11 protein-coding genes and 1 riboswitch are annotated in these 15918 nt (G+C 72.3%); of the genes, 6 read left to right on the forward strand and 5 right to left on the reverse strand.

The annotated features are described in order from the left end of the window. Both R7226_RS07710 and R7226_RS07715 read left to right on the forward strand, forming a co-directional pair. Positions 1-464 (forward strand): PucR family transcriptional regulator (locus R7226_RS07710; RefSeq protein WP_318596485.1); only part of this gene is annotated, 464 nt, incomplete at its 5' end. 136 nt (positions 465-600) lie between these two features. Next, on the forward strand, positions 601-3306 hold the full coding sequence (locus R7226_RS07715; RefSeq protein WP_318596486.1) for a glycoside hydrolase family 3 C-terminal domain-containing protein: 2706 nt from the start codon (positions 601-603) through the stop codon (positions 3304-3306). Positions 3307-3880: 574 nt separating this feature from the next. Here R7226_RS07715 and R7226_RS07720 read toward each other — a convergent pair. From R7226_RS07720 to R7226_RS07735, 4 genes are all read right to left on the reverse strand, one after another. After that, on the reverse strand, positions 3881-4183 hold the full coding sequence (locus R7226_RS07720; protein WP_318596487.1) for a DUF2149 domain-containing protein: 303 nt from the start codon (positions 4181-4183) through the stop codon (positions 3881-3883). Beyond that, a complete protein-coding gene (locus R7226_RS07725; protein ID WP_318596488.1) occupies positions 4180-4800 on the reverse strand; it encodes a MotA/TolQ/ExbB proton channel family protein in 621 nt (206 codons plus the stop codon). The genes R7226_RS07720 and R7226_RS07725 overlap by 4 nt, the downstream gene beginning before the upstream one ends. A gap of 37 nt (positions 4801-4837) precedes the next feature. Further along, a complete protein-coding gene (locus R7226_RS07730) occupies positions 4838-6508 on the reverse strand; it encodes a prenyltransferase/squalene oxidase repeat-containing protein (protein ID WP_318596489.1) in 1671 nt (556 codons plus the stop codon). Positions 6509-6595: 87 nt separating this feature from the next. Beyond that, a riboswitch (cobalamin riboswitch) is annotated at positions 6596-6756 on the reverse strand. A 47-nt stretch (positions 6757-6803) separates the two neighbouring features. After that, on the reverse strand, positions 6804-7646 hold the full coding sequence (locus R7226_RS07735) for a class I SAM-dependent methyltransferase (RefSeq protein ID WP_318596490.1): 843 nt from the start codon (positions 7644-7646) through the stop codon (positions 6804-6806). A 70-nt stretch (positions 7647-7716) separates the two neighbouring features. Between R7226_RS07735 and R7226_RS07740 the strand changes: the two genes are divergently transcribed. The 4 genes from R7226_RS07740 to R7226_RS07755 all read left to right on the forward strand — a co-directional run bounded on the left by R7226_RS07740 (position 7717) and on the right by R7226_RS07755 (position 12424). Continuing rightward, positions 7717-8145 carry a helix-turn-helix domain-containing protein gene (locus R7226_RS07740; RefSeq protein WP_318596491.1) on the forward strand — a complete coding sequence of 143 codons (429 nt, stop codon included), beginning with the start codon at positions 7717-7719 and terminating at the stop codon, positions 8143-8145. 194 nt (positions 8146-8339) lie between these two features. Continuing rightward, positions 8340-9467 carry a hypothetical protein gene (locus tag R7226_RS07745; RefSeq protein ID WP_318596492.1) on the forward strand — a complete coding sequence of 376 codons (1128 nt, stop codon included), beginning with the start codon at positions 8340-8342 and terminating at the stop codon, positions 9465-9467. A 65-nt stretch (positions 9468-9532) separates the two neighbouring features. After that, entirely contained in the window at positions 9533-10210 is a 678-nt protein-coding gene (locus R7226_RS07750; RefSeq protein ID WP_318596493.1) for a hypothetical protein, read from the forward strand. A 117-nt stretch (positions 10211-10327) separates the two neighbouring features. Continuing rightward, complete coding sequence (locus R7226_RS07755) at positions 10328-12424, forward strand: RCC1 domain-containing protein (protein ID WP_318596494.1); 2097 nt, start codon at positions 10328-10330, stop codon at positions 12422-12424. A 42-nt stretch (positions 12425-12466) separates the two neighbouring features. On the opposite strand, the gene R7226_RS07760 is transcribed toward R7226_RS07755, so the two are convergent. Then, a complete protein-coding gene (locus R7226_RS07760; protein ID WP_318596495.1) occupies positions 12467-15916 on the reverse strand; it encodes a methylmalonyl-CoA mutase family protein in 3450 nt (1149 codons plus the stop codon). Positions 15917-15918: the final 2 nt, after the last annotated feature.

Raw genomic sequence — 15918 nt, forward strand, 5'->3', positions numbered from 1 at the left:
GGCTGCGCGGCGAGCTGGCGGCCGGCGCGGCCGCGCCCGTGACCGCCGCGGTCGCGCACGCGGCGGAGCTGGCGCGGCTGCCCGAGAGCCACCGGCGCGCCAGCGACTGCCTGCGCCTGCTCGTCAACCTCGGCCGCGAGGGCACGACCGGCAGCGAGACGGAGCTGGCCCCGTACGCGCTGCTGCTGAGCGAGCAGGGCCGCGCGCAGGTGCAGGGCTTCGTCGCCGGCGCGCTCGCGCCGCTGGTCGCCTGGGACGAGCGGCGCGGCACCGAGCTGGTGCGCACGCTGCTGACGTACTTCGACTGCGGCCACAGCACGACCGCCGCCTCCGCCGCCCTGCACGTGCACCCCAACACGCTGCGCCAGCGGCTCGACAAGGCGACGACGCTGCTGCCGGGCTGGAACGACCCCGCGCGCACGCTCGAACTGCACCTGGCGCTGCGGCTGCACCTGCTCCAGTGAACGCGCGGATCGCGCGGACGCCAACCCGCGTCTGAGGACCGCCGATCGCGTTGCGCGCGTGGGGCACGAGGCGTAGCGTCGGCCGCCGCCGACCGCCATTCGCGCCGGCGATTCCGCCTGAGGAGGCGAGGCCACGATGCCAGGAACGCTGGGACGGCTCGCTGCCGTCTTCGGAGCGACGGTCGCGCTGTTGCTCACCACCTTCGCCACCGCGCACGCGCAGTCGGGCGAGCCGTGGAGGAACACGAGCCTCTCGCCGGACCGGCGCGCCGACCTCTTGTCCGACGCGATGACGCTGGAGCAGAAGCTGCGGCTGTTCGTCGCCAACCCGTCGCCGCCGAGTCCCGAGCTGGGGATCCCGTCGCGCAAGGAGAAGGACGGCTGCTGCGGCATCAGCCTCAGAACCGACCTCGGCGTGCCGACGACCAGCCTGCCGAAGGGCGTCGCGCTCGCCTCGACCTTCAGCGGCACGTTCGCGCGCCGCTTCGGCTTCCAGATCGGTCAGGAGTCGTGGCACACCGGCTTCGCCGGCTCGACCGCGCCGACCGCCGACCTCGTGCGCAGCCCGCACTTCGGCCGCCAGGGCGAGTCGTTCGGCGAGGATCCGCTGCTCGGCGGGCGGCTGCCGGCCGGGGTCGTCAGAGGGGTGCAGCGTCAGCCCGGCGTCTACTCGCTGGCGAAGCACTACATCGGCAACTACCAGGAGACCGCGCGCAGCGTCGTCAACGAGGTGCTCGACGAGCGGACACTGCGCGAGCTGTACGGGCGGCAGTGGGAGATCATCGTCAAGCAGGGCGATCCCGGCGCGGCGATGTGCGCCTTCCAGCGCGTCAACGGCACGTACGCCTGCGCCAGCCGCCACCTGCTGACGGACGTCCTGAAGGTCGACTGGGAGTTCCCCGGCTGGGTCTCCTCCGACTTCAACGCCTGCCCGGACTACGGCGCCTTCGAGCAGGGCGCCGACGTCTGCGCGCCCGACCTGGGCACGCTCGAAGGGCTGGCCGCGGCCGTCGCGGAGGGCACGATCTCGGCCGCGCGGCTGGACGACATGGTCCATCGCGTGCTGCGCACCTTCTTCGCACAGGGCGTCTACGACAACCCGCCGCCCGGCACGCTCGACACGCCTTCGCAGGACCTCCCGGCCGGCCAGGTGCCGGACCAGATCCTCGACCGCGGCGAGCGGCTCGCGCGCACGATCGCGCGCGAGGGCGCGGTGCTGCTGAAGAACGAGGGCGACGCGCTCCCGCTGGCCGAGGCGGAGGAGTCGATCGCCGTGATCGGCCCGGACGCCGACTGGTACATCGACATGTTCGGCAGCCCGTTCGTGCCCAACCCGGCACGGCTGACGACGCTGCTGGAAGGGATCGAGGACCGCGCCGGCGGTGACGTCTCCTACACGCCGGGCGCCGACCCGACGCGCTACGGCGACACCTTCGGCGGCCCCGCGCCGGTTCCCTCCGGCGTGCTGAGACCGGCCGACGGCTCCGCCGAGCAGGGCCTGAACGCCAGCTGGTACATCGGCTTCCGCGGCGACGATCCCCAGGGCGATCCCTTCCTGGCGCGCGTCGAGGACCAGGTCAACCTCCGCACCGGGACCGGCGGCCTGACAGCGTCGTTCGGCCTCAACCCGAGCCAGGCGCCGCTGTTGCCGCTGCCGCTGATCGTCAACCCGGTGACCGCGACATGGGAGGGCACGCTGACGCCGGCCCAGAGCGGCACGTACCAGCTCGGCATGCGGGCGATGGGCTCCTTCCGCGTCTTCGTCGACGGCCAGGAGCTGATCGCGCGCAACCAGGTCACGCTCGACAACTACCTCGCGCCGATCGAGCTGCAGGCGGGGGAGAGCTACGCGATCCGGATCGTCTACCGCACCGACGGGCCTTCGCAGTGCTGCGGTCCGCCGCGGCCGAACACGGCCGTGCGGTTCGCGTGGGTGCCGCCGAGCGCCGAGGCCTCGCCGCAGATCGAGGAGGCCGTCGAGGCGGCGCGCGATGCCGACGTCGCGGTTGTCGTCGCGAACACGTTCGAGGGCGAGGACGCCGACCGCCACTCACTGCAGCTGCCGCAGGACCAGGACCGCCTGATCAGCGCGGTCGCGGAGGCCAACCCGAACACGGTCGTGGTGCTGCTCAACGGCGGACCGGTGACGATGCCGTGGCTCGACGACGTGCCGGCCGTGCTGGAGGCGTGGTTCCCGGGCGAGGCGCAGGGCAGAGCGGTCGCCGACCTGCTGTTCGGCGACGTCAGCCCGTCGGGCAAGCTGCCTGTCACCTTCCCGGCGACCGAGGACCAGCCGGAGCAGCTCGGGATCGAGAACCCGTCGCTGCAGTTCGGCAACGAGGATCCGACGACGGTCTTCGACGAGGGCATCTTCATCGGTTACCGCGGCTACGACGAGCGCGGCCTCACGCCGCTGTTCCCGTTCGGGCATGGACTGTCGTACACGGAGTTCGGCTACAGCCGGCTGCAGGTCAGCAATCCGCGGCTGGCGACGAGAAGCCGCGCCGGGCGCGACGGGCGCGTGCGCGTGCTCGTGCGCAACGAGGGCGAGCGCACCGGCACCGAGATCGTGCAGGTCTACCACGGCGAGCTGCCGGCCCAGGTCGACACGCCGCCGCGGCAGCTGCTCGGCTGGGCGCGTGTGACGCTGCGGCCGGGCCAGCAGCGCTGGGCGACGATCCCGGTGCGGCTCGGGACCGCCGACCACCTGCTCAGCTACTGGAGAACGACCGCCGCCCCGCCGCGGTTCGGCGCCTGGGTGACGCCGAGCGGGAGCGTGCCGATCTACGTCGGCGCCTCCTCGCGCGACATCCGGCAGCAGGGGACGATGACGGTCAGATGACGGGGGACAGCGGAGCCGCGCGCACTCAGCGCGCGGCTCCGCGCATCACGCGTACGGCAATCGCGCGCGGACGTTGAAGGAGTCAACGTCCTTGGCGCCGGGCTCTGCGTTTCGGCTGGCGACGTGGGAAGTCACGCTCCAATTCCGCCCGCTCGCGGTCGCGAGCGGGCTTCTCACGACAGACACGAAACGCGTAGCTCATGGCAGCCATCAGCGCAACAGGCGTGGCAGAGACGTACGGGTCCGGGCACGGGCCGGCGCCGCCGTGGTGGCGCTGTAGGACATAGAGCCCCCTGGTTGGGTTCAGGCGCCGGAATGGAGCTGGGGGTGCGATCACGCTTGAGGTGACGCGACCGACCGCGGCTACTTTCGCGGCTTGATGGCAGATAAGGGCCCGCCGGAGCGCGCTCCGCACGAGCATCTCGCGCAGTGATCCCAGTGCGAGCACACCCGGATCATTCGCACCAGTAGGTGGGGTTTCGATGAACGGACAATGCTCGTCCCCACTTCAAGCGCCCGCGAGCTTCGGGCCGTCATTGCCGGTCTGGCATCAACAACGCGCCGGCCATCATCCTCATCTGCGGTCCTCGACGTAGACGAGACGGCCGTCGGCGAGGCGGTAGACCTCTCCGACCGCTCTGCCGCGGCCGCTGGCCGGCGGCGCGCTGGCGGGGCTGGGGAGGTCTCTCTGCTGCTGGGCGGCGCGCTGCGGTCTGCCGATCGCGGCTCTTCTCTGCGTCGAGGTGAGGCCGAGGCCGGCGATCAGGAAGGCGACGGCGAGCACGATGCCGACGTCGAAGAGGTTCACGAGGCCGTCGAGCGGGTCGCCGGCGGCGTCGTCGAGGTTGCCGTGGCGGCCGAGCCCGATCCGGCTCATGCGACGGCCTCGGCCGCGCGTTCGAGCGCGGTCAGGTCCTCGGTGTACATGCGCGTGCGCGTGAGCGTCAGCGCGAACGCGACGGTGCCGACGAGCAGGCCGACGACGGTTGCGGCGAAGGCGATCCGCAGATCGCTCGCAAGCTGGCCGATGTCGCCGTCGGAGAGCGCTTCGAGGCCCGGCGCGAGCGGGATCAGCGTCCCCATCAGGCCGATCGCCGGACCGGCGCGCACGAGCATGCGCGTGCGGTCGAGCCGCTTCTGCACCGCCAGCTCGAAGTCGGCGAGCGCGTGCTCGGCCGCCTGCGGTCGCGCGGCGCTGACGGCCGCCGCGAGCTGCGTGACCGCCGTCGCGGCGAACGACGACGGCGCGTGGGTCGCCAGCTGCGCCGCCTCGCCGGGGCTGGCGACGGCGCGTGCGGCGAGCGCCCGCAGCGGCCACCGCCGGCGGCGGCCGCGACGCTGCGATGCCTCCATCGCGAACCGCCCGCACTCCAGCGCGCACGCCAGCAGCGCGGCCAGCGCGAGCAGCAGCACCGGGATCGCGAGCACCGAGACGAGCTGCGCGAGCGCATCGCCGATGCGGTCGTGCAGCGAGACGGCGAAGGGGAGAGTCATCGGGGTTCGCTCCATCGGTCGGGTCGTCGCATCGGAGTCATGTGGTGAGCCGCCGCTCCCACAGGCCGCCGCCGGCGGCGGCCATCAGCAGGGCTGTCGCGATCGCAAGGGCGAGCTGCGGGCCGGTGTCGCCGCCGCGCTCGGCGCCGCGCAGCCCGTAGGCCCCGGCGAGCGCGCCGCCGTCCGCGCCGGCCGCGGTGCCGCCGCCGACGACGAGGCCGGTCACCCGCTCACCGCCGTCGCTGTCGCCGTGCTGCGACGCGTCGCGGCCGTCGCCGGGGCCGGGGGCAGCGCCGGGTTCATCGGCGCTCTCCGGCGCGGGCGCGGCGTCCGGCTCATCCGGCTCGTCCGCCACCCCCGGATCGCTGTCGGCGGCGTCGCGGTCCTGCTGCGCCTGGGTGCGCTCGCGGCCGCGTCTGGGCGTCGCGCGGGTCACGCGCGTCTGCCGCACGCCGCCGATCGTCGCGCCCTTGCTGTCCGGCCGCGGGCGGCTGAAGTTCGGCGCGCCCTCGCCGCCGCCGCCCGCCAGCACGCCGCCGCCGGGCGCGCGCTCGTCGCCGCCGCTGCCGCCGCCGGTCCCGCCGGCCGGTCTCTCGGGCGAGGGCGCGTTGCGCGGGTCGGGCGACCTGCCGCTCGGGGGGATCGCGGCGATCGGCAGGTAGCGGCCGCTGTATGCCGGCAGCGAGTACGACGTCATCCACATCGGGCTGGCGTCGTTGTCGGCCTTCCAGGCGATGTGGCCGTCGTCGCGCTGCAGCGAGGCGAGGAAGTCGAGCATGCTGCGGCCGGATCTGACCCACGCGCGAGGGTCTTCGCCGACCGCCCACAGCCCTTGGGCGACCCACGCGGTCGAGCCGGAGTTGCCGGTCTGCTCGCGCAGCAGCAGCGGGAAGCCGCCGTCATCGCGCTGCAGCGTGCGCAGCCACGCGAGCGCTCTGTCGACCGCCGCGCGCGAGGGCCCGTGCTCGGTGCCCGCACCCGCGCCGACCCGGCCGGCCGCGCGCAGCGCCTGCAGCGCCGCGCCGGTCATGTCCGTGCTCTCGTTCGTGTGCGCGGCGACGTCGGACCAGCTGCCGCTGTCGTTCTGCGCGGTCAGCAGCCAGTCGGCCGCGCGGCCGATCGCCGCCTCGACGGCCGGCTCTCTGACGAGCGAGAGCGAGAGGATCGCGAAGACCGTCGTGTTGACGGGGGAGTCGGCGCCGGCGCTGCCGAAGGTGCGCGAGAAGGCGCCGCTGTCCCGCTGCTGGCGCAGGATGCCCGCGACGAGGTCGACGCCGCCGAAGGCGCGCGGGTCGGTGCCGGCGGCGTTGACGACCAGCAGCGTGCGCTCGAGGTCGGTCGTGTTCGCGAGCTGGCCGGCGGCGGCCTCGATGCAGTCGAAGACCGAGCGGTAGCCGTCGGGGCGGAACTGCTCGCGCGGGTTGACCCCGGCAGCCGCGAGCGCCAGCGCCGTCCACGGGCTGGCCGTGACCGGGTCGGCCTCGCCGCCTGGAACCATCGGGAAGCAGCCGTCTCTGCGCTGGTGCTGCTGCATGTAGGCGACCGTGCCGTCGAGCACCCGGTCGCCCGACTGCGCCGGGGCGGGACCGCTCGCGAGCAGCGACAGCGCCGCGACCGTCGCGGCCAGCAGCACGAGCAGCAAGACGAGCGCCGACGGGCGTCGCGGGGCGGCACGCGCCCGCTGCGGGACCTGCGGATGAGGCGGCACGACTCGGTTCCTGCTCCTCTGCTCCGAACGGCCCGTTGCGCGAGGCCGCGTTGGCGGAACCCGCGCGGCCTATGGGCAGCGTGGGCCGAGTCGACAGGTTTTCGGGCTTGGATGCCTGCGGCGGCTCGCCTTCCCGGAGCATCGCTCCAGTGGCATGTCGAACCGTCGCCTCGCATCCCCACCGCTGCGCGCCAGCTCCGGATTCAGACCGGATTCCCTGACCCTTGTGCTTCGGGTGCGATCGACTCGCGGGCGGAACCCTACACCGGCCCGCCCGCGACCCGCGCCAGAGCGGCTAGGCCCGCGCCCCGATCGTCCAGCAGGCGGCGGTGAAGCGGACCGTGTCGCCGTCGACGTATGGGTCGAAGGCAGGGCGGACCGACTCGACGACCCGCGCGCGGGTCTGTTCGTCCTGCTCCTTCAGCGCGATGCCGACGGGGCCGAGCCGGGTCACGTAGGGGACGAGCTGCGATGCCGGCATCGTGAGCGTGACGTCGAGCGGCTGGAGGTCGATCGCGCTCCAACCGCCGTCGGCGAGGATCCCGCGGACGCGGTCGGGGTCGGCGAACCCGAACTGGCCCGGCGCATCCGGCTCGCTCACCGGCAGGTCCGGCAGCAGCGGCGCGGCGGCTCGCGCGGCGGTCGTCATGAAGGGGTTCTCGGCCGGGCCGCGCCAGGCGATGAAACGCAGCTCGGCGCCGTCAGCCGCCGCGCGCCGCAGGTTCGCGAACGCCGCGACCGGGTCAGCGAAGAACATCACGCCGAAACGGGAGATCAGCAGGTCGAAGCTCGCCGGCTCGAACGGATGGGTCTGGGCGTCCCCGAGCACGAAGCGCGCCGAGAGGCCCGCTGCCTCGGCCCGCTCTCTGGCGGCGGCGAGCATCGGAGCGGAGATGTCGATGCCAGTGCAGCTGCCGCGCGGCCCGAGCCGTCGCACCGCCGCGAGCGTCGTGGCGCCGGTTCCGCAGCCGACGTCGAGCACGCGGCTCTCCGGCCGCGCCGCGACCACATCCGCCAGCAGCTCCTCGAACGGCTGGAAGAGGCCGTCGAGCTGCTCCCGCGCGTCCACCCAGACGCATCCTGAGCGACCGTTCCACAGCGCCGCGTGCTCGTCCTCGGTCTGTCGCGTCTCGTTCATCGTCGTCGTCTCGCTTTCCTCGGGGCGGTACGGCTACAGTGCCAGCTCAAGTCGACTTGAGGTCAAGCGGATGAGCGAATTGGACATCGGCGAGGTGATGAAGCGCTCCGGTCTGCCCGCCTCGGCGCTGCGCTTCTACGAGCAGAAGGGCCTGATCGCCTCGATCGGCCGGCGCGGCCAGCGCCGCCAGTTCGACGCCGCCGTGGTCGAGCGCCTGGCGCTGATCGCGATGGGCCGCGCCGCCGGCTTCTCACTCGACGAGATCGCGCTCATGTTCGCCGCCGACGGCAGCCCGCGCCTCGATCGCGACATGCTCGCCGCGAAGGCCGCCGAGCTGGACGAGCGGATCCGCGAGCTGACCGTGATGCGCGACGCGATCGCCCACGCCGCCGACTGTCCCGCGCCGACCCACATGGAATGCCCGACGTTCCGCCGCCTGCTGCAGGCCGCCGCTTCCGGCGCGATCCGCCCGGCCCGCCCGCGGCGGCCCGGCGTCTGACGGACGCAGAAGCGGTCGCCGAGCCAGATCTCGACGTCTGCGCCGAGCGGTGGGCGATGCGCCGAAAACCATTCTTGACTAAACCGGTAGAGAATGTAGTATTGTTTTTCGAGCAAGTGGAGCGCTAGCTGCCACCGGCGTCGATCCGGGGTCGCGCTCCACACCGTCCGACCGCATCCGTCAGGAGCATGCACGTGCCGAGCCGTCTCCGAGTCCTGCTTGTCCTCGCGATCCTGAGCGCGCTGCCGCCGGCTGCCGCGATGGGCGCGTCACGTGCGGCGAGACCGGCGCCGGCGCGGCTGACGCTGACGCAGGTGAGAGCGAGCGGCGCGCGGCTGACGATCCAGGGCCGTGCGACGCTGCCGACGCTCAGCGCGAGACAGCGCCGCGGAACGCGGGTCGCGTTGACGCTGAAGGACGCGCGGCGCGGGGTGGAGCGGTTCAGCGCGCCGCTCGACGCCAGACGGGCCTTCAAGCTGACGCGGACGACGCGGCTCAGCGGCCGGCTGTCGCTGACGGCGCGCGTGACGATCGCGGGCAAGCCGTCGGGCAGAGCGCTCAGCCGCACGCTCACCGTCAGCGCGGCGTCGAGAGGGACGACGGGACCGGGCGCGGGCGGCGGCAGCGGCGGCGGCAGCGGCACGACGACGCCGGGCACGGGGCCGGGGGCAGGCCCCGCGCCGGGAGGCAGCCCGATCGACCCGGGGCCGAACGCTCCGCAGGGCACCCCGCTCCTCGGCACCTTCGCGATCGAGCCGGGCGTCTCCTACGTCAACGGAACGCACAGCGGCTCGTGGTTCCAGATGGTCACGCCGGTCGGCTCCAACTTCGTCAACGCCGACTCGAGATCGCGCAACAAGGAGTACACGCTGCTGGACCCCGGCACCGACGGCGGCCTGCGGACCGACGTCTACCAGCCGGCGCCGACGCCCGCGTTCGATCCGACCGGCGCCGCATTGGCAAATCGGATCGTGCAGCCGACGAAGTTCTTCGGTCAGTACTTCAGCATCGTCACCGCGCCGCAGGACGCGCAGCTCAGCGTCGCCGATCCGCTCCCCGCGATCACCGTCAACGGCGGCAGATTGAGCGGACAGGTGACGGCGTGGGCGGCGCAGTGGAACGGCAACTGGTTCAACCAGGGCACGCCGAAGCCCGACGGCTCGGTGCCGGGCGCATCGACGGCGGTGAGCGGCACCTACGACGCGGCGAGCGGCCGCTTCCTGCTCGAGTGGAAGAGCCTGATCGTCACGGGCCCGTTCGACAAATTCATAGGTTCCTGGCACCTCGCCGGAACGTTCAGACCTGCTCAGACGTCCCCATAGCAGTCACCTGTCACTCATCGGGGGTGGCGGGTCAATCACATACACATCGAAAGGATGTGATCGCAGTGAGCAAGTCGATCGACGGGCTCTGGCGCGCGCCGCTCAGGGTCCTGCTGTTCGCGGCGGCGCTCGTCGGCCTCGTGGCCGCCTTCGCGGCATCGGCGGCACATGCAACCGAGGTCCTACTCGGGAACACGCTCCTAATCACGCCCGGCTCGGCCGGTGCCACCCCGACGGGGTCGTGGTTCCGGCTCGGCGTCGCACCGAACTACTACTCCAACGCCAGCTCGACCAACACCCTCGACAGAACGTACACGCTGTTGTCGCCGGGGACGGACGGCCTCTCGCTGCTAGCGAACCAAGAGCCGCCGACGCCGACGTTCGACGGCTCCGGCAACGCGCTCGCCGATGCGATCATCGCTCCGACCGGGTTCGACGGCGTCGACTTCAGCGTCGCGACGCCGAGCATCGACCCGATAACGAGAGTCGCCAACGGTGCGCCGAGCATCGTCGTGAACCTACTAGCGAGACCGGCCACGATAGTCGCGAATCTGAGAGCGTGGACGGCGTACTGGAACAACCAGGCGTTCAACCAGGGCGCGGCGGTCATCAACGCGACCTCGTTCACCCTAACCAGAACGGGAGGCACGATCGTGCTCGACTGGGTCGCTCCCATAACGAGCGGTCCGTTCGCCGGCTACAACGGCTACTGGCACATCGAAGGAACGGTCTCAAACCTATGAGCCATCGCGGCTCCTGCAGTGAATTGCACTCTGCCTCGGGAGTGTGAAGCGGTGAGGGGGCGGCTCATGACGAGCCGTCCCTTCGCGCGTGTCATGTCCATACGCAAAAGGAACGTCATGCATCTCGTCTCCCTCCGTTCTGGTCCACACGTCCGCGCGCGCCGTTCGGCGGCGCGTGCAGACGCGCTCGCGGCGATCGCCGCCGCGGTCGTCGCGCTCACGCCGTCGGCGGCCGGCGCCGCGGACTCGCAGCTCGTGTCATGGGGGGAGGACACGGCCGGCAAGCTCGCCAACGGCAACTCGCCGTTCGTCCCGGCGCCGGTCCGCGGCGCCGACGGCGTCACCGTCACGGCAGCGGCGGTCACGCCCAACCAGACGTTCGTCGTCACCCCGTCCGGGGTCCTGGGAGCCGGGTCGGCGAGCAACGGCGGGCTCGGGCTCGTCACCTACAGAAGCGGCACGAGAGACGTGCTGACGCCGATCCCCGGAACCGAAGGCGCCAGAGCGGTCGCGGGCGGTCAGGACGCCGCGCTCGTGCTCCGCAACGACGGCACGGTGGTCGCGTTCGGCCGCAACCAGTCGCTCTCGGCCGGGCTCGACAATCGCGTCGGCGGCGTCGGGAACGGTCTGACGGTCTGGAGCGCGACGCCGATCGCCGGCCTCGCCGGCGTCAGGGCGGTCAGTGCCGGCAACCGCTCCGGGCTGGCGTTGAAGGAGGACGGCACGGTGTGGGCGTGGGGCCACAGAGAGACGCTCGGCAGCACGGCGGCGTTCAACGCCGGCAACACGGCCACGCCCGTGCAGGTGCCGCTGCCCGACAGCCGCGGAGCGGTCGCGATCTCCTCCGGCTATCGCCACGCGCTCGCGCTGCTCGACGACGGCAGCGTCGCGGCGTGGGGGCTGAACCCCGCCGGCGAGCTGGGAGACGGCTCGACCGATCCTCGCAACGACGCGGCGCGCGTGACGGGCCTTCCGTTGCCGTCAGGTCCCGCGGTCACGAGCATCTCGGCGGGGAGCAGCTCCAGCTACGCGCTGCTCGCGGACGGCACGGTGCTCGCGTGGGGCGCCAACGACGCCGGGCAGCTCGGGCTGGGCAACGGCGCGCAGGGGGTGAGCGTGCCGACGCCGGTCAATCCCGCAGCGCTGCCCTTGTTCCCGACGCGACCGAGATTCACGCAGATCGCGGCCGGCGCCAGCGGCGCGTACGCGATCGCCGAGGACGGCAGAGTGTTCGCCTGGGGCTACGGTGAGCTGGGCCAGCTCGGATCGACGACGTTCGCGTACGGCTTCCCGTACCCGGCCGCGACCGAGGATCCGCAGACGAGCACCGAGATCCCGCAGCGCGCCGGCAAGCTCAAGCAGGTGCCCTGGCTGGCCGCCGGCGGCAGCGCCAGCCACCAGGTCGTGCAGACGACGGTGACGCTGCAGCCGTCGAACTCCGAGCCGAGCTTCTTCGAGCAGCAGGTCGGGACGATCGGCAGACCGCGCGTCTCGAGCTTCGCCGCGGTCGGCGATCCCTCGACCGTCACGCGCGTACGGATCGTCGGGCCCGACGCGAGTGACTTCCTCGTCGTCGGCATCGGCGGCGATCCGGCCTTTCCGCTGACACTGACGCCGACCGGCGGTTCGCTCGCGGTCCAGATCCGCTTCGCCCCGTCCGACGTCGGCGAGCGCCACGCGACGCTCGTGGCGGAGGCCGACGGCGAGGTCGCGCAGATCCCGCTCGACGGCTTCGGCACGGCGCCGAGCGGCGGTCCCGCTGGGCCGGAAGGGCCTGCCGGACCGGCCGGCCAGCCCGCATTGAACGGCGTCAACGGGAGAGACGGGGTCAACGGCAGGGACGGCGCTCCCGGCAGAGACGGGAGAAACGGCAGGGATGGCAGAAACGGCAGAAACGGCGTCGTCACGTTCGCGGCGGCGCGCGCGACGACGGTCAAGCGCGGGAGGGTCGCGCTGCTGCGGTTCACGCTGCGCAACGGGACGAGCGGCACGCTGCCGCGGGCGACGGCGTCGCTGACGACGCCGAAGGCGCTGGCGGCCGCGCGGGCGCGGCCGGTCCACGTGCGCGCGCTGGCGCCCGGTCGCGGCCGCGAGGTCACGTTGCGCGTGGCCGTGGGTGCGAGAGCGCGGCTCGGGAGCCACCGCGCGGGCGTGCGGCTGAAGCTGCCCGGGACGACGCTCACGCGCGTCGTGAACGTCCGGATCGTGCGCTGAGCGCCGCCGCGGCGCGCCGTCGCCGGCGCGCCGCCGGTCCGTCTACATGTTGCGCCGGTACTCTCCGCCGACCTCGTAGAGGGCGGCGGAGATCTGGCCCAGCGACGCGAACTTGACGGCCTCCAGCAGCGCGTCGAAGACGTTCTCGCGCGCGAGCGCGACCTCGCGCAGGTGCGCCAGCGCGGCGTCGGCGTGGTCGGCGCCGTTGGCCTCGAAGGCGCGCACGTTGGTGATCTGGTCGCGCTTCTCCTGGTCGGTGGAGCGGGCCAGCTCGATCGTGTCGTGGGTCTCGCCGGCGCCCTCGCGCGGGAGGAAGGTGTTGACGCCGATCAGCGGCAGTGTGCCGTCGTGCTTGAGCCGCTCGTAGTGCAGCGACTCGTCCTGGATCTTGCCGCGCTGGTACATCGTGTCCATCGCGCCGAGCACGCCGCCGCGCTCTGAGATGCGGTCGAACTCGTCGTAGACGGCGGCTTCGACGAGGTCGGTCAGCTCGTTGATCGCGAACGAGCCCTGCCAGGGGTTCTCGGTGAAGTTGAGGCCGAGCTCGCGGTTGATGATCAGCTGGATCGCGACGGCGCGGCGGACCGAGGCCTCGGTCGGTGTCGTGATCGCTTCGTCGTAGGCGTTGGTGTGCAGCGAGTTGGTGTTGTCGAAGATCGCGTAGAGCGCTTGCAGGGTGGTGCGGATGTCGTTGAAGCTCATCTCCTGCGCGTGCAGAGAGCGGCCGGAGGTCTGCACGTGGTACTTGAGCATCTGGCTGCGCGCTGAGGCGCCGTAGCGCTCGCGCATCGCGCGCGCCCAGATCCGCCGCGCGACACGGCCGATCACGGCGTATTCCGGATCCATCCCGTTGGAGAAGAAGAACGACAGGTTGGGCGCGAAGCTGTCGATCTCCATCCCACGCGCGAGGTAGTACTCGACGATCGTGAAGCCGTTGGCGAGCGTGAAGGCGAGCTGCGAGATCGGGTTCGCCCCGGCCTCGGCGATGTGGTACCCGCTGATCGAGACGCTGTAGAAGTTGCGCACCTCGTGGTCGACGAAGTACTGCTGCACGTCGCCCATCAGCTTCAGCGCGAACTCGGTCGAGAAGATGCAGGTGTTCTGCGCCTGGTCCTCTTTGAGGATGTCGGCCTGCACCGTGCCGCGGACGGTCCGCAGCGTCTCGGCCTTGATCCGCTCGTAGGTCTCGCTGTCGACGACCTGGTTGCCGGAGACACCGAGCAGCCGCAGGCCGAGGCCGTCGCTGCCGGCCGGCAGCTCGCCGCCGTACGAGGGCCGCGTCTTGCCGGCGAAGATCTGGTCCAGCTTCCGCTCGGCCTCCGGCCAGCCGCCGGTCGCGTCGAGGTGGCGCTCGACCTGCTGGTCGATCGCGGCGTTGACGAAGAAGGCGAGCACGATCGGCGCCGGGCCGTTGATCGTCATCGACACCGACGTCGTCGGGGCGCAGAGGTCGAAGCCGGAGTAGAGCTTCTTGGCGTCGTCGACGGTCGCGATCGAGACGCCGGAGTTGCCGACCTTGCCATAGATGTCGGGCCGCTCGGCGGGATCCTCGCCGTAGAGCGTGACCGAGTCGAAGGCGGTCGACAGGCGCGCCGCCGGCTGGCCCTCGGAGAGGTAGTGGAAGCGGCGGTTGGTGCGCTCCGGGGTGCCCTCGCCGGCGAACATCCGCGTCGGGTCCTCGCCTTCGCGCCGGTACGGGAAGACGCCGCCGCTGTACGGGTAGCGGCCGGGCAGGTTCTCCTTCAGCAGGAAGCGCAGGCGGTCGCCCCAGCCGTCGAGGCGCGGCGGCGCCAGCTTCGGGATCGGCTGGCCGCTGAGCGAGGTGCGGTGGTTGCTGCCGGTGATCTCGCGCCCACGGACGGTGTAGGAGTAGGTCTCGGAGGTGATCCCCTCCAGCATCCGGTCCCAGCCGCGCAGCAGCCCGACCGCCTCGGCGCCGAGGCCGGTGAGCGCCGCGTCGTACTGCGCGCGCAGCGCGGCGTGATCCCCGGCCGACGCTTCCAGTTCGGCGGCGGCGTACGCCTCCAGCGGCCCCGGCAGGGCGGGGTCGCCGACCGCTCTGAGCGCCTCGTAGAGGTGCTGCGCGGTCGCCGCGAGCGCCGCGAGCCGCTCGGCGTCGGCGTTGATCCCGCGGCCCTGCTCGGCGATCTCGGCGAGGTAGCGGACGCGGCTGCCGGGGATCAGCATGTTGCCGAGCGGCTCGTGCCGCTCCAGCTCCAGCCGCGGATCCCAGCGCGCCGGATCGGCGCCCGGCCGCTTGCCGAGCATGCGGCAGAGGTTGACGAACATCCAGCTGACGCCGGGGTCGTTGAACTGGCTGGCGATCGTCGGGTAGACGGGCGTCCGCTCGTCGGCCAGCTCGAACGCGACGCGGTTGCGGCGCCACTGCTTGCGCACGTCGCGCAGCGCGTCCTGGGCGCCGCGCTTGTCGAACTTGTTGATCACGACCAGATCGGCGAGATCGAGCATGTCGATCTTCTCCAGCTGCGAGGCGGCGCCGAACTCGCTCGTCATCACGTACGTCGCCACGTCGACGAGGTCGACGATCTCCGAGTCGCTCTGGCCGATGCCGGCCGTCTCGACGATCACGAGGTCGAAGCCGGAGGCGCGCAGGAAGGCGATCGCGTCGTTCAGCATCGCGCTGGTCGCGCGGTTCTGCCGCCGCGTCGCCAGCGAGCGCATGTAGATCCGCTCGTGGCGCAGGCTGTTCATGCGGATGCGGTCGCCGAGCAGCGCGCCGCCGGTGCGGCGGCGCGTCGGATCGACCGCGAGCACCGCGACGCGCAGGTCGGGGAACTGGCGCATGAAGCGGGCGAGCAGCTCGTCGGTGACGGTGCTCTTGCCGGCGCCGCCGGTGCCGGTGATGCCGAGCACGGGGACGGCGGCGCCGCGCTCGCCCCAGGCGGCTCGCAGCTGCTCCAGCGTCGCGGCGTCGAGCGTCTCGTCCTCCAGCGCCGACAGCATCCGCGCGATCGCGAGATCGTCACCGGCGGCGGGGTCGGCCGGCGGCGTCGCCGACGACGGCAGCCGCAGCGCCGTCGCGCGCTCGACGAGGTCGTCGATCATGCCGACGAGGCCGAGCGACATCCCGTCGTCGGGGTGGTAGATCCGCTCGACGCCGTACTCCTGCAACGCGGCGATCTCAGCCGGCGTGATCGTCCCGCCGCCGCCGCCGAAGACGCGCACGTGGCCGGCGCCGTGCTCGGCGAGCATGTCGACCGCGTAGCGGAAGTACTCGGTGTGGCCGCCCTGGTAGGAGCTGATCGCGATCGCGTCGGCATCCTCCTGGATCGCCGCGCGCACGACGTCGCGCACGCTGCGGTTGTGACCGAGATGGACGACCTCCGCGCCGCTGTCCTGGATCAGCCGCCGCATCACGTTGATCGCCGCGTCATGGCCGTCGAACAGCGACGCCGCGGTCACGAACCGCAGCGGGACCTCCGCGACGCGGTCGGTCGCGGCGCTGGCGGCGACGCTGGTCTCGATGCTCACGA

It is taken from the genome of Conexibacter stalactiti, assembly GCF_033542075.1.
Taxonomy (GTDB): Bacteria; Actinomycetota; Thermoleophilia; order Solirubrobacterales; family Solirubrobacteraceae; genus Conexibacter; species Conexibacter stalactiti.